This window comes from Halomonas sp. MMSF_3323, from assembly GCF_030733595.1.
Taxonomy (GTDB): domain Bacteria; phylum Pseudomonadota; class Gammaproteobacteria; order Pseudomonadales; family Halomonadaceae; genus Halomonas; species Halomonas litopenaei.
This window is the reverse complement of the sequence record NZ_JASHIT010000013.1, coordinates 65,481-90,642: the sequence shown is the minus strand read 5'-3', so window position 1 is coordinate 90,642 and position 25,162 is coordinate 65,481. Positions and strand designations below refer to the sequence as shown.

Sequence of the window (25,162 nt, the reverse complement as noted above, 5' to 3'; positions counted from 1 at the left end):
GCGTTAGGACTAAACATGGATACAAGCACGGAATTTAATAAAGTATGGATAATTGAGTCTCTTCGCCCTGGGGATATAGAAACAGGAAAGAGTTTATATAACGATGTTTTGCTCCCCATTGCGCAATCCAATCCTGATCTTCACGTTGACATAGAGTGCCCCGTTGACCGCGATACATTTTTTAAAGCTCTAGATAAAGTAAAGAAAGACTGTGAACGCGGCCTATTCCCAATGCTGCACTTTGAGTGCCACGGTGGGGAAGAAGGATTTCAGTTAGGTAATGGCGAAATCATAGAATGGCATGAGGTTCGAGACGCTCTGATCTCAATTAGTATTGCGAGCAATCTCAATGTTGTCATCGTTGTAGCGGCTTGCAACGGAATCCATCTGATAAATGTATGCACTCAATTAGATCGCGCTCCTTTCTGGGCGATTATCGGGCCAGAAGAAAAAGTGATGGACCTTGAAGTGAAGCGCGATTTTGCAGCCTTCTATCGCAAATTCTTCGAGTCTTTGAATGGCGATGATGCAATGCTGGCGCTTAACAGAGGAGTGCAGGGTCGAGATCGACCATACCATTTTCTAACCAGTATTGGATTGTTTAAGCGAGCGTACATCGCTTATCACAGAACCAGCTGCCAAGGAAAAGGGAAGCAAGCGCGCATTGAGAACTTAGTGACGCAGGCGATGAAAGATCCAAAGTGTAAGGCTTTAGGTGTCAACGAGGTCCGTCGCCGAATCAAGGATAGGTTGGCGCAGGAAGAACACCATTTTCAGAATCTGAAAAAGCGGTTCTTTCTTATGGATCTATATCCTAAGAACGCAACTCGATTTCCTATCACCTATGACGATATTATCTCAAGCCTGCCGTCCTAACAAAAGCGTCAACACGGACCGGCTTCTCCGCTGGCGCTCCGAAACCGGCCGGTTACTCTAATCGTTAGGCAATAAAATGGACTCATCACAAGATAAATACCGGGCAGTTCTAATTGAGATCAAGCGGCGAACGGCTGTCGTAGATTTATTGCTTTTCGGTCAAGCCCACGCACTCTACGTCCCTTCTACAGTTGAGTCGGTCTGTTTGCAGATTAGAAAGATTCTAGAGCTGATTGCATTTAGCTCTTTGATCGCCAATAGAGAAAAATATTCCGCCCAACACAAGAAATTTGCAGAGCATTGGAATGCTAGGCTAATGCTCAAAGATCTAGAGCGCATCAATCCAGGTTTTTATCCGCACCCCATCATACAAAATCCAAGCAAAACGCCGGGAGTCACGTCTGATTGGGCGGATCGAAAAGATGATTTTCTAACAAAAGAACAGTTCGTTAAAGTTTATGATAGGTGCGGCGGAATATTGCACGCTGATAACCCCTATGGCACTAAAACAGACTATCCGTATTATCAGGAGCAGGCCAAAGACTGGAGAAACCGAATAGTCAACCTGCTTAACGCACACACCATCAAGCTTATTAATGATAAGAGCCTCTATCTTTTCCAAATGGGAGCAAAGGATGCAAACCCTAGTTACAATGCTTTTGCCCCAGTCGTATAATAAAGGCCTAACAATCGCAGGCAGAGGGACAACATTTCCGCTGCGCTACAAATTTTCCCGTGCTGCGGGCGTTAGCTTATTATGAGCATGGAGACATAAATGGGTCATAATGATCACATGGATGATCAAGGGTTTGAGATGGTTGACAAACATGTGTGCGCTGAATGTACTTTCGATATTGTATTAGCTCAACTTGTGATCGATAATCTTGTTAGCCACTCGTGCTCTTATTGCGAAAAATCATCAAAATCTATGATCGCCGCTCCATTTGCAAAAGTAATGGAGCGTATCTATGAGTCTATTTGCGTCTACTATGCAGACGCACAAGACATAGGGGTCCCGTGGGATGGAGGTTGGGTTTTTCCTGAAACCGAACCATATGATGTGCTTGAAGCAGTAAACCCAGGTTGGAAAGACGAATTTAGCCAAGACGTCCTAGAGTGTTTAGGGTGTGATAAATATTGGGTTCAACACTCACAGGGGGACTGGGGTTTAAGCAATCCTGCAGAAGCGTTGGCATATGGATGGAGTGCATTTACTAACACCGTTCTTTTTAAGACCCGTTATCTATTTCTTTCAGAGCCATTCGATGATCTGGATATTGGGAGGCCCGACTATATACCGGTAAAATATATTTTAGACGCGCTTGGAAATCTAGTTAAACGTCTTAACCTTGTTAAAGTTCTGGATAAAGGAACAGTGTGCTATAGAATTAGGGTTTCAATAGAAGGTGAAGTTTACAGTAAGTTCTCTGAGATAAGCGTACCTCCCAGAAGAGTTGCTAGGGCAGGGAGAATGAACCCGGCTGGAATTCCATATATGTATGTTGCACTTGAAAAAGAAACAGCAAAGCTTGAAACTCTCTTTGATAAGAAACGACGATATGCAGTGGCAGAAATGAAAACTATAAAGCCACTTAATTTATTAGATTTGTCTATTTTGCCTCAAATACCAAGTGTTTTTGAACCCGATAAATATACTGAGAGGCATGAAATACAATTTCTTCGACAATTTCGAGATGAGATTTCAAAGCCGATATCGAAAGACGGGATGGAGCACATAGACTATATTCCAACACAAATAATTTCGGAATATTTTCGTCATCGATTTACAATAGATGGTTCCAGTATTGATGGCGTTGTTTATAAGTCTTCAAAGAATCCAAATGGTAAGAATATAGCTTTGTTCGTTTCTGAGCACAAAGATGTTGAAGATATGGTGTTGTTGTCATCATTGCTGATGGAAAGCTAACAATACCAAGCACGCGGAGAATGTACTCGCTATCGCTCAAAAATTTCCGGTGTTGGCGGCGTTAGGCGGCAGGAATACACTATAGAGGGGCGTAAATGCCATACGAGATTGAAAGCAGATTAGTAATTGGGGTTGCATCAAGCGCGGTCTTTGACCTCAGCGAGTCGGATGCGGTTTTCCGCAGCGATGGCGAGGAGCAGTACCGCAAGTACCAAGAAAAGAACCTCGACGTTCCGCTGCCAAAAGGGATTGCTTATCCTTTCATCAAACGCCTTCTGGCGCTTAACGATCTCGATGTGTCTGACCCACTAGTCGAAGTGGTGCTACTCTCGCGCAATGACCCTGACACTGGCCTTCGAGTTATGAAAACCATCGAGCACTATGGTTTGGGGATGACTAGAGCAATATTTATGCAGGGGCGTTCACCGTACGAGTACATTCCCGCTCTTAATATCGCTCTGTTCCTATCCGGGAATAAGCAAGATGTGGAGGCCGCGATTGGCTTAGGTCATCCTGCAGGACAAGTGCTGGACTCAAAATTCGACGACGATGAAAGCGATAAAACACTACGCATTGCGTTCGACTTCGACGGGGTTTTAGCTGGTGACGAGTCTGAGTCAGTGATGCAAGCTTCCGGTCTCACAGCCTTCCACGACCATGAGGTCAAGAACGTCATGCAGCCCCACAATCCAGGGCCGCTTCAGGAATTACTGGTCCGCATCTCAAAGATTCAGTCTGCCGAAGAGTCATACAAGAAACAGAATCCTGATTACGAAAACAGGATTCGAGTTTCTATTGTAACCGCACGTAATGCGCCATCGCACGAACGAGCTCTTAAAACGCTAAAGAGTTGGGGCGTAATGGCCAACGATGCATTTTTCCTTGGTGGTATTGAAAAAAGCAGAATTCTAGGTGTTCTAAAGCCTCATATATTCTTTGATGATCAGTCTGGCCACCTTAAGTCCGCGAGTGCTGTCGTCCCGTCTGTTCATATTCCTTTTGGCGTCACCAATCAACCTAAGCCGGGAACAGACGTGTCAGACGCAACAGACGTATAACAATTCATTCAAGCCGCGCTTCTTTTCGGTGCAGCTTAACTCGGGCGTTGTGCCTTGGAAGGTGCACCGTATCACGAAGACAGTCGACGATAGATCGTCCAGCCATCTAGGTGTCAGGTCTCCGATGATCGATCACGATAAGTTACGCGCCTTGGTCAAACAACTTTATGCAACGGTTAGCGAATTGGAAGCCATGTTTCCTGGAAGGCACTTTACTCCGGATGGACATATGGTTGGTAGTTTGGGGGAATGTCTCGTTGCGGATGCATATAATCTGGAGCTGATGGCAGCGTCCAACGAAGGCTATGACGCGGTCACTGAGTCCGGCCTGGAAGTCGAGATAAAAGCAACACAGTCAAATTCAGTGGCGTTTCGAAGTCAGCCGCAGCATACGATCGTCATCAAAATCTTGCGCGATGGTGCTTTCGAGGAAATCTACAATGGACCAGGAGAACTTGTATGGAGCCATTTCAGAGGCAAACGTGTGCCGAGTAATGGTCAGTTTCAAATCTCTGTCAACACACTCCGGAAGCTTAATGAAACCGTCGAGGAAGTAAGCCGTGTGCCAAGAAAAACACAGTCAGAATTTGGGAGTAAGGAGGGCTGAACGATCAGACATAGACGCACTTCTACGCTTGAATCACGAGCTTGGTTTAACACACTTTGACAATGCACCAGAGGCATTTGTACAACCTTCTGACGCGGAAAAGGACTTCCTTCTAACCGCTTTAGACGAGACGGCTAGAATTTTTCTGGTAGCGGAAGTTGCCGGCGACATTGTCGGATTTGTAACAGCGAAAATCACGCGAAATGAGTCGATTACGTTTCTGATAAGTAGCCCGATATGTCGAGTTAGTACCATAGTCGTAGATGAAGCCTCAAAAGGATCTGGTATTGGTCGTATGTTGATGTCCCATTGCGATGATTGGGCTAAAGCACAAGGCGCGGAGCAAATTAGGCTGGAGGTCATGTCCTTTAATGAAGATGCGGAGAGGTTCTATAAAGAGCTAGGCTACAAAGATCAATCTAAGACTCTGTGGAAGACTGTAGAGTAGAAAAACGTGGGAGTTTCTTCATTTTTTACAGGTCTATATTTCAGCTGTGTTTCATGAGATCACGTTTGAAGGCCTAGTGTCTGTCCGTGGTGAGCGTTTTGGTTGAGCACCTTTAGTTGAATGAGTATTCTCGACTTTTAAAGTTAAGCTTGTGGGAGTTGGCCGGGTTTTTAGTCTTTGATGTAAGTGTTATAACACATATGTGCAGTGCTTTGGTATGGGCTGGCAGTCAGATAATATATAAAGGCTAGAAAGATGGTGGTGCTTGTGGGGCGATATAGATAAGTAAATAGTATGTTTGCGCTGATATTACCAATCGAGGGATAGGCCAACATGGACGTCGAGATTAGAAGAGCTGAGCCATCCGATGCTCGTGGTGTCAAGGAAATATACGACTGCAGAAGCGCTTTTGAGGGTACGCTCCAGCTTCCTCACCCATCTATTGCCTTGTGGGAAAAGCGCTTAGCCAGCACACCAGACAATGTGTATATGTACGTTGCTTTACTGGATGGAGAAATCGTCGGAACCCTTGGCCTGGAGGTTTGTCAAAACCCGCGTCGACGACACGTCGGCTCCTTGGGTATGGGAGTAAAGGATAAGGCTCAAGGTTCAGGCGTGGGCACAGCCTTGCTTTCTACAGCGATCGACCTGGCCGACAATTGGCTTGCTCTTCGGCGGTTGGAACTCACCGTCTATGTCGATAATAAACGCGCCATTGAATTATACAAACGATTCGGTTTTGACATCGAGGGAGAGGCTAAGGATTTTGCCTTTCGAGGTGGTGAGTACGTGGGAGCATTTTATATGGCGCGGCTTGGTGATGAACAACATCGGGCTACGGAGCCATAAGAAGTCGGCGGCCTCAATGAGCAAGTGCGTGCGGCATCGAACGGGACCTGCAGTTTGGCGCCATTTTTCCTGCGCTGAATAGGCATCTGCGTGGGCGATCGTCATGTGGCTCAGGACGGATGGTGCTTAGCGGGACGGCGCCGTCTCGGTGGTATCCGGTATCGAATCGGTGAGCGGGTGGCTGAGGATGCATCAGGCTAACCGAGGCCGGCGATCAAATAGTGCGGTACACCCAAGTGTGCACTCGGTGCACTCGGTGCACGCGATGCATTCAGGCTCAGGCTCAGGCTCGGGGAGATGGCGTATGACCAGGCACGTTGGGTTTCGGAGGCTATGTCTCTCGATTGTGATACTCGCTGGTTCGTCGGTGGCCCTGGGCGCCGGCCTGCCATCGGGGGAGGGCAGGGAGGCTGTCGAAGTGCAGTGCTCGGTGTGCCATCCGGTCAGTCGCATCAGCCAGAGCCTTGGCTACAGCCGAGAGGGTTGGCTCGAGTTGATGGGTACCATGGTGGATCTCTCGAGTGATCCTGCCCGCCGCGGGGCTATCGCCGACTATCTGGCGGAGCACTTTCCTCCCAATGAGCGACGGGCACCGACGTTGCTTGAGGGAGATACCGATATCAGCTTCCATGAATGGGTGGTGCCGACGCACGGGCAACGCTCGCGGGATCCGGCCGAGGCGCCAGATGGCGGGATCTGGTGGGCGGGGCAGTGGGGTAATCTGGTGGGGCGCATTGATCCCATGTCCGGTGAGATGCGTGAATACCCGCTGCCGCCCGGCAGCATGCCTCACTCGGTGACGCTGGATCGTGACGGTGGTGTGTGGTTTACCGGTAACAAGAACGGGACGCTGGGGCGTCTCGACCCGGCCAGTGGTGATATCGAGGTGGTCGACATGCCTGACCCCTCGGTGCGTGATCCCCACACGGCGGTGTTCGATGATGACGGCCTTCTCTGGTTTACGGCACAGCACGCCAATCGCGTCGGACGCCTCGATCCGCAAACCGGTGAGGTCGAACTCGTTGCCATGCCCACCACTGGGGCGCGGCCCTACGGCATCAAGATGGATGCAGAGGGCACACCCTGGGTGGCCTGCAATGGCAGCAACTGCCTGGTACGGGTCGATCCCGACACCATGGCGCTTACCGAAATCGAACTTCCCCACCAGGCAACCACTGTGCGCAGGCTCGATATCGCCGATGACGGCATGATCTGGTACGTCAATTCGGGAAGGGGCCGGCTTGGGCGCTATGACCCCCGCAGCGGTGAGGTGCAGGAGTGGCCGTCGCCAAGCGGCGAGAAGTCTCATCCCTACGCGATCGCGGTACTCGATGGCGTGGTCTGGTACAACGAATCCGGGATGCGCCCCGATGCTTTGGTGCGCTTTGATCCCGCCACCGAGACCTTCCAGAGCTGGGCGATCCCGTCCGGCGGTATTTACGCCGGTATCGTGCGGCATATGCGACCGACCCGGAATGGCGACCTGCTGATTCATCAGAGCGCCACCAATCGCATCATTCGTGTCGAGATCAATCGCTAGGGACCAGGTTGTTCCGGTGAACGTTACGCCGACTCCTTCAGGCACCCCGTCGAGAAAGCCTCTCGGCGGGGTGCCTTCGTTTGTTGCCTTGGTGGTTGATTGGACATCGTCACATTCACGAAACAGTCTATGCTTCAAAGGCCAAGTTTACTTAGGAAGAGTGTTCTACGGGGGTAGTCATTCTGATTGAATCCATCAGGAATACTTGGTAAGTACTTGATAAATTAGCCGAGATGTTTGGTGTCCTGCGGTCGTGGCCCCGGTGCCTTTTTAAGCACATTTTATTCAGGGCTGCGCCGCCAGAAGCGCTTTCCTTTCCGTGTCAGATGAAAGAGGTCAGCGCGGGGACGCTGTCGGGGCGCCTTGCCCGTTATCCAAAGCTCCGGTGTCCGAGCATGTTTCCCTCCTTCCTCGCATAGCACCAGATTCCGGTCGCCTGCCTCCTGTTTCGGTGGGCTGACGTCCCGGAAGTCGACTACCCCCGCTCGGTCATCGTTTCGATGACCCGGGTAGCGTTATTTCTCGCCGAGCTTCTTGTTGACGACCTGTACTGCGCTGCCCTGCGAAGTTGCAAACGTCATTCAACGTCAAGGAGCCAACACATGAACACGTCAAAAGACCCCGATCCCTGCCCATGCCGCTCTCAGGTGGGGCTGGGCAAGGATCGGGCGGAAGAGCTCGTGGTGGCCAAGGTGCCCCAGGGCTTTGAGGCCAACATCAATGTGCGCCTCGTGCCTGGAGGAGACTTCGCGCTCCCCAAGCGTCCTCTGCGCTGCCGTCCTCGCAAGGGAGCGCCCCGTCGGGATGCCGAGCCTCTTGCGTTACCAGAGGAGGTGATGAAGAAACTCCAGGAGGCCGACAAGTTGATGATGGAGTGGTTGGCCAAGGACGAGGCGAACGCGAGCCTATACATGGCGCATCCTGTCGAGGCCTTGCTCAAGGCCGGTGTCAAATTGTCAAGGCAGGAGCTGAAGGCCGTCGAGCGGGCCCACGGGGAGGTCGAACAGACAGCAGTGGTAGGTCCCGGAGTGAAGGTGGCGGGTTTCAAGGCTGCGGCCTTCCCGCGTGGTCGTATCGGCGAGATCAAGCCGGGTGCGAAGCCGCAGGACGATGATGGCTTTGCCGTTCACAAGGAGGGCTAGTCATGGCACTTGATCGAACTGCCGGTTTTGACATGCTCGTTCAGATTTCCGAGAACGAACTCAACAATCAACTTGCCACGGCCTTCCTCGCCGGAGGGATCTTTCCACCCAGTATCAGCGTGCCAGTCAATGCAGGCGGTGTCAGCGGGAGCGCCGATCTGAATTTCGATACCCCCGTCGCCGACCTGGACCGCCCTCGGCCGAGAATGGGGCTGACCGTTCCCTTTTCCAATTCTCAGCTCCAGATCACCGCGCCCCTGGCGTTGACGGTGGCCCCGATCGGTGGCGCCATCACGGTGGTGGACAGTATCGCCATGGTGACCGAGGGCAGCAATCAGTTCGCCACCATGGACTTCAATGCCGGTGCGCCCACGGTCAATGTGGCCTTCGATCCTGCGTCGGTGTCACTGCTTGAGCCGCTTCTGGATGTTGCGGGGCTGAGCCTCACGCAGGCGCAGAACATGATGGCGGGAGTCGTGCTCGACCAGCTTCAGTCCAGCATCGGTCGAATCGATCTGACGCCAGCGATCCCGGTCGTCGACGATACGGATGCGACAACCGTCTTCGACATCGATGTCACCACCGTGAACGATACCACGGCACTGGATCGTGATTGCCTTGCGTTCGGTGTGCGCATGTCCAGCGACGGCGGGGGTAATATCAATAACGTCACCTCCAGCTTGATCCCTGCCGGGAGCCAGTCGCTGGTGACGATGAGCAACTTCTGGTTGCTGGCCAGGGTAATGCGCCCACGTATCGCAAGCTCCATGGGCAGACCTGTCACCGATTTCGACACCCCCTTGAGGCTAAACCGCAGTATCCCCGCACCGGGTGGTCAGGGGACGCTTCGAAGTCTTGAGGCTCGCGTTGTCGCCAATCGCATTTCCGTCACGGGACGTGCCACCGACTCGGGTAGTGGTTGGTCGGCGGAGTCGAATTTCTCGTTCTTCATCGATATCGGTCTGGATGCTGGGGCGATCACGGTGACTGCCACCACGCCGGTGGTGGATACCGATGTGGACCTGGCCTGGTGGGTGTGGCTTGCCTCACTCGGTCTGGGAGGTCTGTTCGGCGGTATCGTCGGAGTCATCATTGCCGCCGTGGTGCTGGCGATTGTCGAGGCGGTGGCAGAAGGCATCGCCGATGGTCTGATTTCGGATGGAATCAGCGGGGCCATTGGTGGCCTGCCGGCGATCCCGCTCGGGCCGATCGGTGGTGGTCTGACGCTGTCCAGTATCGTCCTCGATGATCTGGAATTGCGCTCGAGCATCGTGCGGTCGGTCTCGGTGCCGGTAAAACACCAGGGCGGAAACGTCGGTCTCGGAGGGTTCTCGGTGGATCTGGACAGTGGCGCCCTCAGTGCGGGGGTGCTGCCCGGAACCGATCTCGCCTGGAATCCCGCAAGCGGCTTGAATGCCGTCGGTGGCAGTGGGCTGACGGTCACGGGGACCTCCTTCGGCGCGCTGACACCGGTGCAGATATCGCGCCTGCCGCTGGCAACAAGCCAGATGTCTCTGGGCCTGATACCCCTCACGTGGCCACGATGGTTCCTGTTCATGCCTCACCATGAGGTGGTCTTCGGGATGCGCACGTCCGAAGGGCGCCTGGCCAAGTTACGTGCCTGGCGCCAGATCGATCAGCAGGGGGCACTGCATCTGGACTGGATCACCTTCGACACCCCGACGCCATCGCTGGATATTGCGGCACGATGGAGCGTGACAGAGCGCGGAGAGGTGACTGACTACATTGCGAAGGACTGTTCTCGTTGTCGTTCCAGCCCGGTGCGATGGTGCGGCGTGTTTGAAGCCTGGCCCAGGCTCACCGCCTTCCCGGTGGACTACGAGTGGTGCCTGTGTGGGCAGACCCTGGAACAGGGCGATGGCAAGGTGAAGAGCGCGGCAGGCATCATTACCTATCGACTGGAGGGACGACGCCTCAAGATCGCGACCGAAATGGGCCAGTCGTTCAAGTGCGAGCTGTGTGTCAGCGCCATCGATGCCCGTGGCCTGGAGCTCTACACCTGTATTCAGCTCAATCAGCCCGGTATAGAGCGGCGTTGCCGTCCGTGCAAACCGACTCGCAAGGATGTGTCGGTCAATCTGTTGCCGGTGGCCGCTGAGCTTGCCTACTGGCGACCCTTGCTGCCGCGGGAGCCGCTGGTCGAGGTAGATCCCATCGGCTAGGCTCGAGCCCACAAGAAACGCAAGAAAGTAGAAGGAAAAGAGATGGCAGGAGGGGCCGGTACCCGAGCAGGGTTCCGGCCCTTTTTTTATGGACGCGGGTCAGCATGGCAGCGAATGGGGTCTTGTATCCTGATATTTTGCCGACATGGGGTATGTCATGAGGTATGGCGTCTGTGGTCTTTTCCTGATGCTAGCGCTGTTGCCGGGAGGCGCCGTGGCCCATGATGATCCCTGGACCAGGGACATCAACGAAGCGGCGGTGGGTTCCGGCTTTGATGATCCTTTTTCGCAAGGCATCAACGAAGCGGCGGTAGGAACCGGTTTCGATGATGCGTTCACGCAAGACGTCAACGAAGGCGTGATCGGCGCGGGCATCGATGATCCGTTCACCGACGATATCAACGAAGGCGCAGTCGGATCAGGGCACGACGATCCTTTTACCCCGGGTATCAATGAAGGCGCGGTAGGCTCGGGGTTCGATGATCCGTTTACTGAACAGATCAATGAGGGGGCGATTGGCTCGGGTAGCGGTGGTTTCTGATCCGCTCTTGTCAGTGCGGGTCTCTGTCGCAGGTCTCTGGCGCAGGTCTCTGGCGTCAGCCTGGCATATGCACCGGGAAGGCCGTTGACGTCGTCTCGTGCTACATTGCCAAGTTCGCCGTGGCGGATTGCGATTTCCGTGACGGCCGCTGGGTGTCTTGTCCATCATCACTGAGGAAAACCGTTGAGCGCCATCGCCACCACACCGACACCGCCGTACTACGCGGTGATCTTCACCTCCACGAGAACGCCGGGGGATGACGGCTACGGCGAGATGGCCGAGCGCATGGTCGAACTGGCGGCACAGCAGCCGGGGTTTCTGGGGGTGGAGTCGGCGCGCTCGCCGGGTGAATATGCCGCCGGCATCACGGTGTCCTACTGGTCTGATCTGGCATCGATCCGCGCCTGGAAGGCCAACCTGGATCATCGCGAGGCCCAGGCCAGGGGCCGCGAGCGCTGGTATGCAAGCTATCGCGTCAGGGTGGCACTGGTGGAGCGGGAGTATGGGCTCGACGAGACAGCGGGGATGAGCTGAGCAGCGACGTCGCTGTCATGACGCACCGCTAACATGACATGGCCAATGATAAGGCCCCGCCGGGGAGCTGCTGCACTGCAGCCCGGCGGGGCCTTGTCGTTCTTGCGTATTGCTCTCACGCGCCACGCCACTTTCACCCGACGGGGCTGGCTTTATCGCCTCACCCTTGCTCAGCGGCGGGCGGCGAGCCTGACGGCGGTGTCCCGCTGGTCGTGGCTCGCCTCACCGCCAGCGAGTGCATCAACGACGGGTATGAGCTGTGTGATGACAGCTTCCACGCAATCGTCATCGTAGCGGCGGCCGCGTCGCTTCTTGAAGCCCTGCTCGTACAGGCGCATATGGTGATTGGCGCTTACGCCGGCCTTGTCCAGGCAATGGGCGGTGCAGTGCATCTGACAGCCATCGAGTGCCACGATCGGTCGCCCGGATTGTGCCTTGCGCACCAGCCCCGGCACGCCGCCACCGACGCCCGAGATGCACGACATCTCGGCGATGCCGCGATGGTCAAGCGCAACAGCAACGCTGTTGGCGAGCTGGGCCACGTCGGAGCAGCCGGAGCAGGCGTAGACCAGGGGAAGGGTTGAGGGGGTGGCCATGGTGGGCTCTCCTTGTCTGACCATTCAGGGTGTGATGTCGGCGTTAAGGTCGCCGGGCTAGCGGGCAAACTGGCTTAGCGGCAGGTAGGGATAGCGCTGGCCGGGCACCACCTGCTGGCCGGGGGGCACCTGTAGGTAGCCGTCGGCTTGTGCTGCACTCTTGAGCATATTGGAGCCCTGGTCGCCGGCGATCCTGGCCACCGGGGCAATGTCGCTGTGATCCAGGCGGACGCGCAGCCACTGGGTGCGCGTGCGGTTGGCGCGGTAGGTGAAGCCTGCGTGTACTGCAAAGCTCGCCAGCGGGGCGATGGTTCGACCCTGTCGGCGATGCAGCACCGCCAGGCCCAGCAGGTGCCAGGCGACCAGGGCAGCGGTGGGGTTGCCGGGAAGTCCCAGCAGCGGGGTACCGGTGGATGGGGACTGGCCGATGTAGCCCAGGGTGAAGGGCTTGCCGGGCTTCATCGCTACGCCGCTGAGGCAGATGCCGCCAAGGCGCTCGAGACAGGGCCTGACGTGGTCTTCCTCACCCACCGAGACGCCGCCGGTACAGACGATCAGATCGGCCTGGCGGGCGGCGAAGGTCAGCGCTTCTTCGAGTGCCGTGGCGGTGTCGCTGATGATGCCAAGGTCGACAAGCTCGGCGTTGTGATCCTGCAGCAGGGCATGCAGCATGCCGGCGTTCGAGTTGTAGATCTGGCCCGGGGCCAGCGGCTTGCCCGGCGTGACCAGCTCCGAGCCGGTACTGATGACGGCGACGCGCACCCGACGCCGGCAGGGCACCTCGGTGATGCCCTGGGCCGCCAGCAGTGCCAGGCGGATGGCATCGAGGGGCTCACCTGGCTCGAGCAGCGCCGCTCCCAGGGTGAGCTCTTCGCCACGTCGCCGGATATGGTCTCCCAGGTGTAAATCCGAGGGAAAGTGGATCTGACCGGCGTCATCGATCCGTACCCGTTCCTGGGGCACCACCACGTCGGCACCGCGGGGAATCGGTGCGCCGGTGAAGATGCGCGCACAGCCGTCGAAGGGCAGGGTGATCGGGGCGGCGCCGGCGGGTACCCGGGCCACCACGGGCAGGGCAAGCCGGTGCTTGAGGTCGGCCAGACGCAGGGCGTAGCCGTCCATGGCGCTGTTGTCGATGCCGGGAACGTCGTGCAGCGCCTTGAGCGGCGCGGCCAGGATGCGGCCACGGGCGTGGGTCGTTCTCAGCGTCTCGGTGTCCTCCAGTGGGCGGGTCAAGGCGATGACCTGCTCGCGGGCCTGCCAGGGATCGACCAGGGTGTGGCTTCTGGTCGGTGTGTCACAGCCGCAGGTCTCGCTCATGGGGTGACCTCCAGGGCTTCGTGTCGAGCCGTCATCCCGTTGACTGAAGCGACGTGGTGATCCGCGCTGCGGCTGCTGCAGCGCTGGCTGTCCTTCACCACCATGGCGACGAAGTTGCAGGGCCGGGTGCGGGCGTCGAGCTGGGCTGCAAGAATGTCGTCCCAGGCCATGGCGCAGGCCTTGGGCGAGCCGGGCATGGAGAACACCAGGGTGCGATCGATCACCCCGGCCACGGCGCGGGACTGGATGGTGGAGGTGCCGATGGCCTCGAAGGAACGCAGACGAAACAGCTCGCCGTAGCCTTCGACGACCTTGTCGAACAGTACCGTCAGTGCCTCCGGTGTGTTGTCCCGGGCGGTAAAGCCGGTGCCGCCGTTGACCAGCACCACCTGGATGTCGGAACGGATCACCCAGGCGCTGACCTGGGCGCGAATGCGATAGATGTCGTCGGGGACCAGGGCGCGCTCGGTCAGGCGGTGTCCGGTGCCGGCTAACCGGTCTGCCAGCAGGTTGCCGCTGCCGTCTTCGTCCAGGCCACGGGTATCGGACACGGTGAGGATGGCGATATCCAGCGGGGTGAACACGGCGCACGTGGACGTATGAGACATGCAAGGACTCCGGTGGAGAGAACGTGAAGGGAGCCCGCCGGACCCTGAGGTCTGGCGGGGGTGTCAGGTGGGAGGGAAGGGGGAGTCGCACGCGTCATTCGCTAGGGCTTGTCTGAAAAGTGCCTGCGCTCGGTAATACGGCGTTAAAAATCGGATTAAAATGCTCATTTACACCCCGTAAACTGCGCTTTCTCACCGATTTTTGCCTTGTCTAACCTTCGCTCGTCGACTTTTCGGACAGCGCCTAGTGGCGCCTGATCGGCGCTCTGTCTGTGCTCTTTCAACGCCCTTGGTGGCGACCTTGCAGCGCCCTCGTCAGCGCATCAGGGGGCCGTCGACGTCATCGTCGGCCAGGGTGAAACCCTCGACGCCGATCTCGCTTTCCAGCGCCAGCAGGTAGTGGCGCAGGGCGACGCGGGTGGCCTGTTCGGTCAGCTCGTGGGCGACCCTGTCCTTGACCTCGGCGTAGGGCAGTGGCTGGCGCTCCAGACGGGCGTCGATGACGACCACGTGCCAACCGTAGCGTGACGGCAGCGGACGCTCGTGCAGGCCTTCGGGCAGGGGTTCCAGCGCGCGGTCGAGCTCGCTGACGGTCTGACCGCGGCTGACCCAGCCAAGGCTCCCGCCTTCGTCCTTCGACGGGCACTGCGAAAACCGCTGCGCCATTTCATCGAAGCGTTTGGGATGCTGCTTGAGGGTGTCGATCAGCCCTTCGGCCTTCTTGAACTGCTCGTCGCGGGCGTTCAGGTCGTCGGGGGCCGCCGCCAGCAGGATATGCCGGACCTTGAGACGGGTGGGCTCGCAGAAGCGTTCGGGGTGAGCCGCGTGAAAGCGTACGCAGGCCTCTTCATCGGGCGGGGGGACTTGCAGTTCCTGATCCAGCATCACGGCGATCGCACGCTCGTCGGGCTCGTGCAACGAGCCTGTCTCGATGCCCAGGATCTCGGCGCGCTGGCGCAAGAGTTCCTGGATGACCAGGGCGCGGGCCGCCGCCTTGGCGGCGGCCTCGCGATCCGTTGACGGATGGAACTGCATCTCCCCGGCGATGGCTTCCTCGCCGATCACGCTGTCACCAACACGAATGCTGGGAACCGTTGTGTGCGGCAGGGTTTCCACGGGGATGGTTTGCATGACATGCCTCCTCAGGCACGGCGCCGGACGATCTGGTAGCGACGCCCCAGGTAACCCAGGGGAGCGCTCCAGGCGTGAACCAGGCGAGTGAACGGGAACACCAGCACGATGGTCAGACCGACCAGAATGTGCAGGTGGTAGATAAAGCCAATGCCTTCGAGGTGGGTGGCGGCGCCGCCCCGGAAGAAGACGATGGCCTGTGCCCATTCGGCGAGCTTGATCATCACGCCGCCGTCCAGGTGATGCAGGGCGGCGGGAATGGTCAGCAGGCCCAGGGTGACCTGAACCACCAGCAGCACGATGATCAGGTTGTCCATGAAGCTGGAGGACGCCTTGACCCGTGGGTCGGTGAAGCGGCGATGCAGCAGCATGGCGCCACCGATCAGACAGGCGATACCGGCAAGGCCACCGACCAGGATGGCGAACACCTGCTTGGTGCCGGCGCTGATGAAGGGGGCGTAGACCCAATGCGGTGTCAGCAGGCCGACCAGGTGACCGAAGAAGATCACCAGGATGCCGACGTGGAACAGCGGACTGGCCAGGCGCATGCGCCTGGACGACAGCATCTGGCTCGAGCCGGTCTTCCAGGTGTACTGGCCATGGTCGAAGCGCAACAGGCTACCGATCAGAAAGACGCTGCCCGCCAGGTAGGGATAGAGGCCGAACAGCAGGGTGTGCAGGTAGTTCATGACAGACCTCCAGTGGGTCGAGAGGGCATGGCATCGGGGAGGCGAACGGTGTCGGGCTGGATACTGCCCCGACGTTCGGCGAGGCGCTTGCCCTCGGCGGAGGTCAGCGCGCAGTCCTGGTCGGATTCGGCCGAGAAACGCACGGCCTCCTCCTCCCACACGGCGTCGAGGGCGGCAGGGGTGTTGTCGGCCGGTTCTTCCTTGACCGCTTCGCGGTGGAGGTCCACCTGATCCTCGGCGCCGATCAGCGACAGCAGGGTCAGGGTCACCAGCGCCTGGTCGCACTGCTTGGCCTCCAGGCGGGCGGTGATGAGCGCCAGGATATGGCTGACGTCACCGATCCAGCGAGCCACCTCGTCACCCTCGCGGGTGGAGAGGAACTCCAGCAGCAGTGGCAGGTGGTCGGGCAGCTCGCGGCTGTCGAGGGCAAAGCCGGCGTCCTCGTACTCGCCGAGCAGGTCGACCATCGCCTGGCCACGGTCGCGGGACTCGCCATAGACGTGCTCGAACAGCAGAAGCGAGGTGGCGCGGCCACGATCGAACTGGGCGACGTAGGCCGCCTGGACGTCCAGCAGACGGGCATCCGCCAGGCGATCACACCAGTCGAGCAGTGCCTGCCGGGGGGCTCCCCCCGGCAGTGGCATGGCGGCGATCGCCGCCTTGACCTCGGCAAGCCCCTCGATCAGTTCCCGGTCGGGATAGTCGAGCAGCCGGGCCAGGGCGCGCAGACCCTGGGCGAGTGGATTAGTCATGCTCGACCTCCGGATGGCTGGGGTCGTACTGCTCGACGTTGACCAGGGTGGTGGTCTGCTTGCGTCCGCCGAACAGGCTGGTCTTGTCGCTGCCACCCTGGCAGCCGTTGCCGAAGGTGAAGCCGCAGCCGCCACGCTCCGGGAAGGCCTCGCGGGCCTGCTCGCGGTGGCTGGTCGGGATGACGAAGCGGTCCTCGTAGTTGGCGATGGCCAGGTAGCGGTACATCTCCTCGACCTGGGCCTCGCTCAGCTCGACCTCGTCGAGCACGTCGTGGCGCAATTCACCGTCCACGTGCTTGCCACGCATGTACTCGCGCATCGCCATCATGCGCTTGAGCGCGCGAACCACCGGCGCCTCGTCCCCGGCGGTGAGCATGTTGGCCAGGTACTTCACCGGGATGCGCAGTGATTCGACCTTGGGCAGCACGCCGTCGGTTTCCACGTGGCCACCGTCCACCGCCGACTGGATCGGCGACAGCGGCGGCACGTACCAGACCATCGGCAGGGTGCGGTACTCCGGGTGCAGCGGCAGCGCCAGCTGCCAGTCCATGGCCATCTTGTAGACCGGGGACTCCTGGGCCGCCTTGATCACGTTGTCATCGATGCCGTCACGCTTGGCCTGGGCGATGACCTCGGGATCATTGGGGTCGAGGAAGATCTCGCACTGGCGCTTGTACAGGTCGCGCTCGTCCTGGGAGGCGGCAACCTCTTCGATGCGATCGGCGTCGTAGAGCAGCACGCCAAGGTAGCGGATGCGACCGACGCAGGTTTCGGAGCACACCGTCGGCTGGCCCGACTCGATACGCGGGTAGCAGAAGATGCACTTCTCGGACTTGCCGGACTTCCAGTTGTAGTAGATCTTCTTGTACGGACAGCCGGACACGCACATCCGCCAGCCGCGGCACTTGTCCTGGTCGATCAGGACGATGCCATCCTCTTCACGCTTGTAGATCGCACCGCTCGGGCAGCTGGCCACACAGGCCGGGTTGAGGCAGTGCTCGCACAGGCGCGGCAGGTACATCATGAAGGTGTTTTCGAACTGGCCGTAGATGTCCGCCTGGATCTTGTCGAAGTTGGCGTCCTTGCGGCGCTTGGCGAACTCGGTGCCGAGAATCTCTTCCCAGTTCGGGCCCCACTCGATCTTCTCCATGCGCTGACCGGAGATCAGCGAACGGGGGCGCGCCACTGGCTGGTGGCGGCCCTTCTTGGCCTGGTGCAGGTGCTGGTAGTCGAAGGTGAACGGCTCGTAGTAGTCGTCGATCTCCGGCAGGTCGGGGTTGGCGAAGATGTTCGCCAGCACCCGCCACTTGCCGCCGATGCGCGGCTCGATGGTGCCGTCCTCGCGCCTCAGCCAGCCGCCTTTCCAGCGCGCCTGGTTCTCCCACTCCTTGGGATAGCCGATGCCCGGCTTGGTCTCGACGTTGTTGAACCAGGCGTACTCGACGCCTTCACGACTGGTCCAGACGTTCTTGCAGGTCACCGAACAGGTGTGACAGCCGATGCACTTGTCGAGGTTGAGCACCATGCCCACTTGGGAACGGATCTTCATTTCACTGCCTCCTGGGCGCTGTCCTGTCCTTCGCCGTCCAACCAGTTGACGTGCTTCATCTTGCGCACCATGACGAACTCATCGCGGTTGGAGCCGACGGTGCCGTAGTAGTTGAAGCCGTAGGAGAGCTGTCCGTAGCCGCCGATCATGTGGGTCGGCTTGGGGCAGACGCGGGTGACAGAGTTATGGATACCGCCGCGGGTACCGGTGACCTCGGAGCCGGGCACGTTCACGATGCGCTCCTGGGCGTGGTACATCATCGCCATGCCGGTCTTGACCCGCTGACTGACCACCGCGCGGGCGGCGATGGCGCCGTTGGCGTTGTACAGCTCGATCCAGTCGTTGTCCTCGACACCGATGGCGACCGCGTCCTCCTCGGACAGCCAGACGATGGGGCCGCCACGCGACAGGGTCAGCATCAACAGGTTGTCGGAGTAGGTGGAGTGGATGCCCCACTTCTGGTGCGGGGTGATCCAGTTCAGCGCGATCTCCGGGTTACCGTTGGGCCGCGGCATCGCCATGGCCTTGGTGGCCTTGGTGTCGATGGGCGGACGGTAGACCAGCAGGCTCTCGCCGAAGTCACGCATCCAGGCGTGATCCTGGTAGAACTGCTGGCGGCCGCTGACGGTACGCCAGGGAATCAGCTCGTGGACGTTGGTGTAGCCGGCGTTGTAGGACACGTGCTCGTCCTCCAGGCCAGACCAGGTCGGGCTGGAGATGATCTTGCGCGGCTGGGCCACCACGTCGCGGAAGCGGATCTTCTCCTCTTCCTTGGGAATCGCCAGGTGGGTGTGGTCGCGTCCGGTGATCTTCGACAGCGCGTCCCAGGCCTTCACCGCCACCTGACCGTTGGTCTCCGGTGCCAGCGCCAGGATCATCTCGGCGGCGTCGATGGCGCTTTCGAGTCTGGGCTGACCCTTGGCCGGACCCTCGAGCTTGACGTGGTTGAGGCCACGCAACAGCTCGACTTCCTTGTCGGTGTTCCAGCCGATGCCCTTGCCACCGTTGCCGATGCTCTCTAGCAGCGGACCCACCGAGGTGAAGCGCTCGTAGGTCTCGGGGTAGTTGCGCTTGACCTCGATCAGGCTCGGCATGGTCTTGCCGGGGATCGGCTCGCACTCGCCGCGCTTCCAGTCGAGCACTTCGGGCTGGGCCAGCTCGCCGGGGCTGTCATGCTGCAGCGGCAGGGTGACCAGGTCGGTTTCCTCGCCCAGGTGGCCGGGGCAGACCTGGGAGAATCTCTTGGCGATGCCCTTGTAGATGTCCCAGTCGCTGCGCGCTTCCCAGGCCGGATCGGTGGCGGCGGTCAGCGGGTGGATGAAGGGGTGCATGTCCGAGGTGTTGAGATCGTCCTTCTCGTACCAGGTCGCGGTGGGCAGCACCACGTCGGAGTACAGGCAGGTGGTCGACATGCGGAAGTCCAGGGTGGTGAACAGATCCACCTTGCCCTCGGGGGCCTCGTCGTGCCAGGTAACTTCCCGGGGCATGGCGCCGCCGGATTCGCCCAGGTCCTTGCCCTGCAGCCCATGGCGGGTGCCCAGCAGGTACTTGAGCATGTACTCGTGACCCTTGCCCGAGGAGCCCAGCAGGTTGGAGCGCCACACGAACATGTTGCGCGGGAAGTTCTGGGGGTTGTCCGGGTCCTCGGCGGCGAAGCCAAGACGGCCCTGCTTGAGCTGGCTGACCACGTAGTCGGCGGTGGACATGCCGGCCTCACTGGCGGGGCCTGCCAGGCGCAGCGGGTTGACCCCGAGCTGCGGCGCCGACGGCAGCCAGCCCATGCGCTCGGCGCGCACGTTGAAGTCGATCAGGCTGCCGTCGTACTTGTCGGCCTTGGCCAGCGGCGACAGCAGTTCCTTGACCTCGAGCTTCTCGTAGCGCCACTGGCTCGAGTGGTTGTAGAAGAACGAGGTGCCGTTCATGTGGCGCGGCGGACGCTGCCAGTCCAGGCCGAAGGCCAGCGGAGTCCAGCCGGTCTGGGGACGCAGCTTTTCCTGGCCCACGTAGTGGGACCAGCCGCCGCCGGACTGACCGATACAGCCGCATAGCACCAGCATGTTGATCAGGCCACGGTAGTTCATGTCCATGTGGTACCAGTGGTTCATCCCGGCACCGACGATGATCATGGACCGACCCTGGGTCTTGTCGGCGTTGTGGGCGAACTCGCGGGCGATGCGGATACACTGGTTGGCGGGCACGCCGGTGATCTTTTCCTGCCACGCCGGGGTGTAGGGACGCAGCTGGTCCAGTGCGGTGGCGCCGTCGTCCTCGCCTTCGCCGCCGAGGCCACGGTCGATACCGTAGTTGGCGCACATCAGGTCGAACACGGTGACCGCCAGCACTTCCTTGCCATCGGCCAGGGTCAGCTTCTTGGCCGGCAGGCAGTGGTGCAGCACCTCGTTGCCTTCGACGTGGTCGAAGTGCTCGTGGGCGATGCCACCGAAATAGGGGAAGGCCACCTTGGCGACGCTGTCGTGGGCGTCGGCCAGCGACAGTCGCAGGTCGATCTCCTGGCCGTCGGCGTCCAGTGACTCAAGGCTCCACTTGCCCTTTTCGTCGTCGCCGTTCTCGCCCCAGCGGAAGCCAATGGAACCGCGCGGCACCACCAGCTGGTCACGGGTCTCGTCCCAGGCGACGGTTTTCCACTCGGGGTTGTTTTCCTGGCCGAGCGAGGCGTCGAAGTCGGCCGCACGCAGCTGCTTGCCCGGGGCGTAGGTGCCGTCCTCGCGGGGCTCGAGGGCCACCAGGAAGGGCATGTCGGTGTAGCGCTTGACGTAGTCGGTGAAGTAGACGCTGGGCGAGGCGAGGTGGAATTCCTTGAGGATGACGTGGCCCATGGCCATGGCCAGGGCGGCGTCGGTGCCCTGCTTGGCGGACAGCCATTCGTCGGTGAGCTTCGAGACCTCGGCGTAGTCCGGGGTGATCGACACCGTCTTGGTGCCCTTGTAGCGCACCTCGGTGAAGAAGTGGGCGTCCGGGGTACGTGTCTGCGGCACGTTGGAACCCCAGGCGATGATGTAGCCGGAGTTGTACCAGTCGGCGGATTCCGGCACGTCGGTCTGCTCGCCCCAGGTCTGGGGGGAGGCCGGCGGCAGGTCGCAGTACCAGTCATAGAACGACAGGCAGACTCCGCCGATCAGCGACAGGTAGCGGGCGCCGGCGGCGTAGGAGACCATCGACATGGCGGGGATCGGCGAGAAGCCGATGATGCGGTCGGGACCGTAGGTCTTGGCGGTGTAGACGTTGGCCGCCGCGATCAGGGTCTGCGCCTCGTCCCAGTCGGCGCGGACGAAGCCGCCCATGCCGCGGGCACGCTTGTACTGATTGGCCAGGACCGGGTCCTCGACGATGGAGGCCCAGGCATCCACCGGGTCGGCGTGCTTGTCCAGCGCGCGTCGCCACAGGCTGACCAGCTCCTGGCGAATCAGCGGGTACTTGAGGCGGTTGGCACTGTACAGGTACCAGGAGTAGCTGGCGCCACGGGGGCAACCGCGGGGCTCGTGGTTGGGCAGATCGGCGCGGGTACGCGGATAGTCGGTCTGCTGGGTTTCCCAGGTGACCAGGCCATTCTTGACGTAGATCTTCCAGCTGCACGAGCCGGTGCAGTTCACCCCGTGGGTGGAGCGCACGATCTTGTCGTGCTGCCAGCGGGCGCGATAGCCGTCTTCCCAGTCACGTGTCTCTTCGCGGGTTTCGCCGTGTCCGTTGGCGAATTCCGGAGGACGTTTGGTCAGGTATCTCAGGCGATCGAGAAAATGACTCATGGAGGTCTCCTCAAAGGCCCCCCGAAGGGGGCCTGGCTAGGCGGTCCTTGCGGACTTATATGTCACGGTCTTGACGGGAACGTCAGTGCTGGGCCTGGGCCGCACCGGCGCTTGGCTTGCGGGTGGGACCCGCATCCAGGTTCAGTTCGATCTCCGCGCCCTTGCGGCTGTAGTAGAACCAGGTCAGGGCGGTGCAGAACACGTAGAACACGATGAAGCCGATCAGCGCTGCTTCGGCGCCGCCGGTCAGCGAGATCGAGGTACCGAAGGACTTCGGAATCAGGAAGGCGCCGTAGGCGGCGATGGCCGAGGTGAAGCCGATGGTGGCAGCGGATTCGCGCTCGGCGTGGACCAGCTGCTCGGCGGCGGTCAGGTTCGGCATCAGCCGCGGCACTTCCTTGCGGAAGATCGACGGGATCATCTGGAAGGTGCTGGCATTGCCGACGCCGGTGGCGAAGAACAGCAGCATGAAGGAGGCGAAGAAGCCGTAGAAGGCGATCGACATGTCCTTGTTCATCAGGAAGAACAGCACGCCGATAACGCCGCCGATCATGGTCAGGAAGGTCCAGAAGGTGACCCGGGCACCACCGAAGCGGTCGGCCAGTCCACCGGTCCAGGCACGACTCAGGGCGCCGACGAACGGGCCGAGGAAGGCGTACTGGAGGGCATCGATGGCCGGGAACTGGGTCTTGGTCAACAGCGGGAAGCCGGCGGAGAAGCCGATGAAGCTGCCAAAGGTGCCGGTATAGAGGATGCACATCAGCCAGTTGTGCTTGCGCTTGAAGATGACCGACTGCTCCTTGAAGGAGGACTTGGCGCTGGCGATGTCGTTCATGCCGAACCAGGCGGCGACGGTGGCGATGACGATGAACGGCACCCACACGAAGCCGGCGTTCTGCAGCCACAGCAGATCAGTGTCGGACATCGGTTGGCCACTGCCGGTGAACATCACGAAGCTGCCGGTGGAGATCACTACGGGCACCAGGAACTGCATCACCGACACGCCGAGGTTGCCGAGACCGGCGTTCATGGCCAGGGCCTTGCCCTTCTCACGCTTGGGATAGAAGAAGGCGATGTTGGCCATGGAGGACGCAAAGTTGCCGCCGCCGAAGCCACACAGCAGGGCGATGATCGCCATCACCAGGTAGGGCGTTTCGGGATTCTGGACGGCGAAGCCGATCCACAGAGCAGGCAGCAGCAGCGAGGCGGTGGAAATCGCGGTGAAGCGACGGCCGCCGAAGATCGGCACGGTAAAGCTGTAGAAGATCCGCAGGGTGGCACCGGAAAGCCCCGGCAGGGCCGCCAGCCAGAACAGCTGGTTCGGGGTGTACTCGAAGCCTACCTGGGGCAGCTTGGCCACGACCATGGACCACACCATCCAGATGCAGAAGGCCAGCAGCAGACAGGGGATGGAGATCCACAGGTTACGCGTGGCGATCTTGCGACCGGTGGACTGCCAGAAGGACTCGTCCTCGGGGCGCCAGTCCTCGAGCACGAAACGGCTCGGGGTGGACAGCTCGGGCAGGTCGGTGGACTCGCAGCGATCGCGGGCCTCGATACGCTCGGCCTTGCGGATGGCGAAGTGCATCCACATGAGCGCTGCGGCAACCACGACGAACATCAGCATGAAGCAGCTCTGCCAGATGCCGATGACATCATTGAGCATGCCGAAGGTCAGCGGCAGGAAGAAGCCACCCAGGCCACCGACCATGCCGACGGCGCCACCGACCAGGCCGACGCTCTTGGGATAGTAGACCGGGATGTGCTTGTACACGGCGGCCTTGCCCAGCGACATGAAGAAGCCCAGCACCATGGTCAACAGGATGAAGCCGACCAGCGGCATGGCGAAGGTGAACTCGACCGGACCACGGACGCCATCGACGACGTACTGGGTGGGCGGATAGCTCAGCAGGAAGGTGCAGATGACCGAGGCCAGGAAGGTCCAGTACATCACGCGACGGGCGCCGTAGCGGTCGGACATCCAGCCGCCGAGAATACGGAACAGCGAGGCCGGGATGGTGTACAGCGCCGCCACGATACCCGCCGCGGAGAGGCTCAGGCCGTAGACCTCGATCAGGTAGTGGGGCAGCCAAAGGGCGAGGGCGACGAAGCCACCGAAGACGAAGAAGTAGTAGAGCGAGAAGCGCCACACGCGCAGGTCGGCCAGGGGCGCGAACTGCTCGGACAGCGGCAGGCGCACGGCATTGCGCGACTGATTCTGGGGGTCTTCCTTGGCCAGCAGGATGAAGGCCACGCCCATGATCGCCATGATGGTGGCGTAGACCAGGGCGGTGCTTTTCCAGCCCATTGCCATCAGCAGGAAGGGCGCGCCGAAGTTGGTGACGGCGGCACCGACGTTACCGGCCCCGAAGATGCCCAGCGCCGTACCCTGGCGTTCCTTCTCGAACCAGGCCGAGGTGTAGGCCACGCCGACGATGAAGGAGCCACCGGCAAGGCCGATACCCAGTGCGCCGACCAGCAGCATCACGTAGCTGTTGGCGAAGGTCAGCAGGTAGACACAGGTAGCGGTGACCAGCATGAGCAGACCGAAGACCCAGCGGCCCCCGAAGCGGTCAGTCAGTACACCGAGAAAGAGTCGGCTGATCGAACCCGTCAGCACGGGAGTGGCCATCAGCAGGCCAAGTTGGGTGTCGGAGAGCGCGAAGTCCTCCTTGATCTGGATACCGAGAATCGAGAACAGGGTCCAGACGGCGAAGCAGAGAGTGAAGGCGAGTGTGGATAGGCCTAGCGCTCTGTTCTGCTGACGCCGGGGTACGGTGTCATGTTGGAGCATGTGCTTTCCTCTTTAGGGGTGCCGGTTCGGCCCCTAAACCTTGCTACAATGTATCTGTATGGCACTTGATTGTGGTCAAGAGAATTGCGTGCTATATCCAGCGCATTTGCTTAATTACCTCCATGGAGGTATCCGGGTGTTTTTGAGGTGTTCGTCACGTATTATCTGCCCTCTCAGATGGATGCGACATTCCGGAAATTTCTAGATGATGAAACCCTTGATCTGGGTCAAAAAGGGAAGGTGTAGTAGATGAA

21 protein-coding genes are annotated in these 25,162 nt (G+C 59.6%); 12 read left to right on the top strand and 9 right to left on the bottom strand.

Features of this window, described 5'->3' with window-relative positions:
- Positions 1-15 precede the first annotated feature (15 nt).
- The 12 genes from RBB39_RS08825 (at position 16) to RBB39_RS08775 (ending at position 11,705) form a co-directional block, all read left to right on the top strand.
- Positions 16-876, top strand: a complete 861-nt coding sequence (locus RBB39_RS08825) for a hypothetical protein (RefSeq protein WP_157033134.1) — start codon at positions 16-18, stop codon at positions 874-876.
- A gap of 76 nt (positions 877-952) precedes the next feature.
- Positions 953-1,552, top strand: a complete 600-nt coding sequence (locus tag RBB39_RS08820; protein WP_253028818.1) for a hypothetical protein — start codon at positions 953-955, stop codon at positions 1,550-1,552.
- 99 nt (positions 1,553-1,651) lie between these two features.
- Complete coding sequence (locus tag RBB39_RS08815) at positions 1,652-2,803, top strand: HEPN-associated N-terminal domain-containing protein (protein ID WP_083970592.1); 1,152 nt, start codon at positions 1,652-1,654, stop codon at positions 2,801-2,803.
- A 95-nt stretch (positions 2,804-2,898) separates the two neighbouring features.
- Positions 2,899-3,861 (top strand): 5'-nucleotidase, encoded by a 963-nt coding sequence (locus RBB39_RS08810; RefSeq protein WP_045994424.1) that lies wholly within the window; start codon positions 2,899-2,901, stop codon positions 3,859-3,861.
- A gap of 124 nt (positions 3,862-3,985) precedes the next feature.
- Positions 3,986-4,468 carry a hypothetical protein gene (locus tag RBB39_RS08805; protein WP_083970593.1) on the top strand — a complete coding sequence of 161 codons (483 nt, stop codon included), beginning with the start codon at positions 3,986-3,988 and terminating at the stop codon, positions 4,466-4,468.
- Positions 4,422-4,916, top strand: coding sequence for a GNAT family N-acetyltransferase (locus RBB39_RS22760; RefSeq protein WP_204248986.1), 495 nt, complete (start codon positions 4,422-4,424; stop codon positions 4,914-4,916). The genes RBB39_RS08805 and RBB39_RS22760 overlap by 47 nt, the downstream gene beginning before the upstream one ends.
- A gap of 333 nt (positions 4,917-5,249) precedes the next feature.
- The gene (locus RBB39_RS08800) at positions 5,250-5,765 is read left to right on the top strand and encodes a GNAT family N-acetyltransferase (RefSeq protein ID WP_045994425.1); all 516 of its coding nucleotides are present in this window, start codon (positions 5,250-5,252) and stop codon (positions 5,763-5,765) included.
- A 304-nt stretch (positions 5,766-6,069) separates the two neighbouring features.
- Entirely contained in the window at positions 6,070-7,305 is a 1,236-nt protein-coding gene (locus RBB39_RS08795) for a hypothetical protein (RefSeq protein WP_306169030.1), read from the top strand.
- 602 nt (positions 7,306-7,907) lie between these two features.
- Positions 7,908-8,447, top strand: coding sequence for a hypothetical protein (locus tag RBB39_RS08790; protein WP_045994426.1), 540 nt, complete (start codon positions 7,908-7,910; stop codon positions 8,445-8,447).
- Positions 8,448-8,449: 2 nt separating this feature from the next.
- Complete coding sequence (locus tag RBB39_RS08785) at positions 8,450-10,630, top strand: hypothetical protein (protein ID WP_045994427.1); 2,181 nt, start codon at positions 8,450-8,452, stop codon at positions 10,628-10,630.
- Positions 10,631-10,844: 214 nt separating this feature from the next.
- Positions 10,845-11,171: a hypothetical protein gene (locus RBB39_RS08780; protein ID WP_157033113.1), complete on the top strand. Its 327-nt coding sequence runs from the start codon at positions 10,845-10,847 to the stop codon at positions 11,169-11,171.
- Positions 11,172-11,354: 183 nt separating this feature from the next.
- Entirely contained in the window at positions 11,355-11,705 is a 351-nt protein-coding gene (locus RBB39_RS08775; protein ID WP_045994429.1) for an antibiotic biosynthesis monooxygenase, read from the top strand.
- A 170-nt stretch (positions 11,706-11,875) separates the two neighbouring features.
- Here the strand turns inward: RBB39_RS08775 and RBB39_RS08770 are convergent, their stop codons facing one another.
- From RBB39_RS08770 to RBB39_RS08730, 9 genes are all read right to left on the bottom strand, one after another.
- Positions 11,876-12,301: a putative zinc-binding protein gene (locus RBB39_RS08770; protein ID WP_083970594.1), complete on the bottom strand. Its 426-nt coding sequence runs from the start codon at positions 12,299-12,301 to the stop codon at positions 11,876-11,878.
- A 57-nt stretch (positions 12,302-12,358) separates the two neighbouring features.
- The gene (glp, locus tag RBB39_RS08765; protein ID WP_052704489.1) at positions 12,359-13,621 is read right to left on the bottom strand and encodes a gephyrin-like molybdotransferase Glp; all 1,263 of its coding nucleotides are present in this window, start codon (positions 13,619-13,621) and stop codon (positions 12,359-12,361) included.
- Complete coding sequence (moaB, locus tag RBB39_RS08760; protein ID WP_045994430.1) at positions 13,618-14,229, bottom strand: molybdenum cofactor biosynthesis protein B; 612 nt, start codon at positions 14,227-14,229, stop codon at positions 13,618-13,620. Before moaB ends, glp begins: the two co-directional genes overlap by 4 nt.
- 315 nt (positions 14,230-14,544) lie before the next feature.
- On the bottom strand, positions 14,545-15,360 hold the full coding sequence (locus RBB39_RS08755; RefSeq protein ID WP_045994029.1) for a peptidylprolyl isomerase: 816 nt from the start codon (positions 15,358-15,360) through the stop codon (positions 14,545-14,547).
- Between the two features lie 11 nt (positions 15,361-15,371).
- A complete protein-coding gene (gene narI, locus RBB39_RS08750; RefSeq protein ID WP_306169029.1) occupies positions 15,372-16,049 on the bottom strand; it encodes a respiratory nitrate reductase subunit gamma in 678 nt (225 codons plus the stop codon).
- Positions 16,046-16,801: a nitrate reductase molybdenum cofactor assembly chaperone gene (gene narJ / locus RBB39_RS08745; protein ID WP_306169028.1), complete on the bottom strand. Its 756-nt coding sequence runs from the start codon at positions 16,799-16,801 to the stop codon at positions 16,046-16,048. The genes narI and narJ overlap by 4 nt, the downstream gene beginning before the upstream one ends.
- A complete protein-coding gene (gene narH / locus RBB39_RS08740; RefSeq protein ID WP_108133051.1) occupies positions 16,794-18,350 on the bottom strand; it encodes a nitrate reductase subunit beta in 1,557 nt (518 codons plus the stop codon). Before narH ends, narJ begins: the two co-directional genes overlap by 8 nt.
- Entirely contained in the window at positions 18,347-22,114 is a 3,768-nt protein-coding gene (locus RBB39_RS08735) for a nitrate reductase subunit alpha (RefSeq protein ID WP_222568865.1), read from the bottom strand. The genes narH and RBB39_RS08735 overlap by 4 nt, the downstream gene beginning before the upstream one ends.
- Before the next feature lie 82 nt (positions 22,115-22,196).
- The gene (locus RBB39_RS08730; protein ID WP_045994024.1) at positions 22,197-24,908 is read right to left on the bottom strand and encodes an MFS transporter; all 2,712 of its coding nucleotides are present in this window, start codon (positions 24,906-24,908) and stop codon (positions 22,197-22,199) included.
- Between the last annotated feature and the right edge of the window lie 254 nt (positions 24,909-25,162).

Excerpts from the sequence above, each read along its gene's own strand:
- RBB39_RS08825 (WP_157033134.1), top strand. The coding sequence starts at position 16 with ATGGATACAAGCACGGAATTTAATAAAGTATGGATAATTGAGTCTCTT.
- RBB39_RS08820 (WP_253028818.1), top strand. The coding sequence starts at position 953 with ATGGACTCATCACAAGATAAATACCGGGCAGTTCTAATTGAGATCAAG.
- RBB39_RS08815 (WP_083970592.1), top strand. The coding sequence starts at position 1,652 with ATGGGTCATAATGATCACATGGATGATCAAGGGTTTGAGATGGTTGAC.
- RBB39_RS08810 (WP_045994424.1), top strand. The coding sequence starts at position 2,899 with ATGCCATACGAGATTGAAAGCAGATTAGTAATTGGGGTTGCATCAAGC.
- RBB39_RS08805 (WP_083970593.1), top strand. The coding sequence starts at position 3,986 with ATGATCGATCACGATAAGTTACGCGCCTTGGTCAAACAACTTTATGCA.
- RBB39_RS08800 (WP_045994425.1), top strand. The coding sequence starts at position 5,250 with ATGGACGTCGAGATTAGAAGAGCTGAGCCATCCGATGCTCGTGGTGTC.
- RBB39_RS08795 (WP_306169030.1), top strand. The coding sequence starts at position 6,070 with ATGACCAGGCACGTTGGGTTTCGGAGGCTATGTCTCTCGATTGTGATA.
- RBB39_RS08790 (WP_045994426.1), top strand. The coding sequence starts at position 7,908 with ATGAACACGTCAAAAGACCCCGATCCCTGCCCATGCCGCTCTCAGGTG.
- RBB39_RS08785 (WP_045994427.1), top strand. The coding sequence starts at position 8,450 with ATGGCACTTGATCGAACTGCCGGTTTTGACATGCTCGTTCAGATTTCC.
- RBB39_RS08770 (WP_083970594.1), bottom strand. The coding sequence starts at position 12,301 with ATGGCCACCCCCTCAACCCTTCCCCTGGTCTACGCCTGCTCCGGCTGC.
- glp (WP_052704489.1), bottom strand. The coding sequence starts at position 13,621 with ATGAGCGAGACCTGCGGCTGTGACACACCGACCAGAAGCCACACCCTG.
- moaB (WP_045994430.1), bottom strand. The coding sequence starts at position 14,229 with ATGTCTCATACGTCCACGTGCGCCGTGTTCACCCCGCTGGATATCGCC.
- RBB39_RS08755 (WP_045994029.1), bottom strand. The coding sequence starts at position 15,360 with ATGCAAACCATCCCCGTGGAAACCCTGCCGCACACAACGGTTCCCAGC.
- narI (WP_306169029.1), bottom strand. The coding sequence starts at position 16,049 with ATGAACTACCTGCACACCCTGCTGTTCGGCCTCTATCCCTACCTGGCG.
- narJ (WP_306169028.1), bottom strand. The coding sequence starts at position 16,801 with ATGACTAATCCACTCGCCCAGGGTCTGCGCGCCCTGGCCCGGCTGCTC.
- narH (WP_108133051.1), bottom strand. The coding sequence starts at position 18,350 with ATGAAGATCCGTTCCCAAGTGGGCATGGTGCTCAACCTCGACAAGTGC.
- RBB39_RS08735 (WP_222568865.1), bottom strand. The coding sequence starts at position 22,114 with ATGAGTCATTTTCTCGATCGCCTGAGATACCTGACCAAACGTCCTCCG.
- RBB39_RS08730 (WP_045994024.1), bottom strand. The coding sequence starts at position 24,908 with ATGCTCCAACATGACACCGTACCCCGGCGTCAGCAGAACAGAGCGCTA.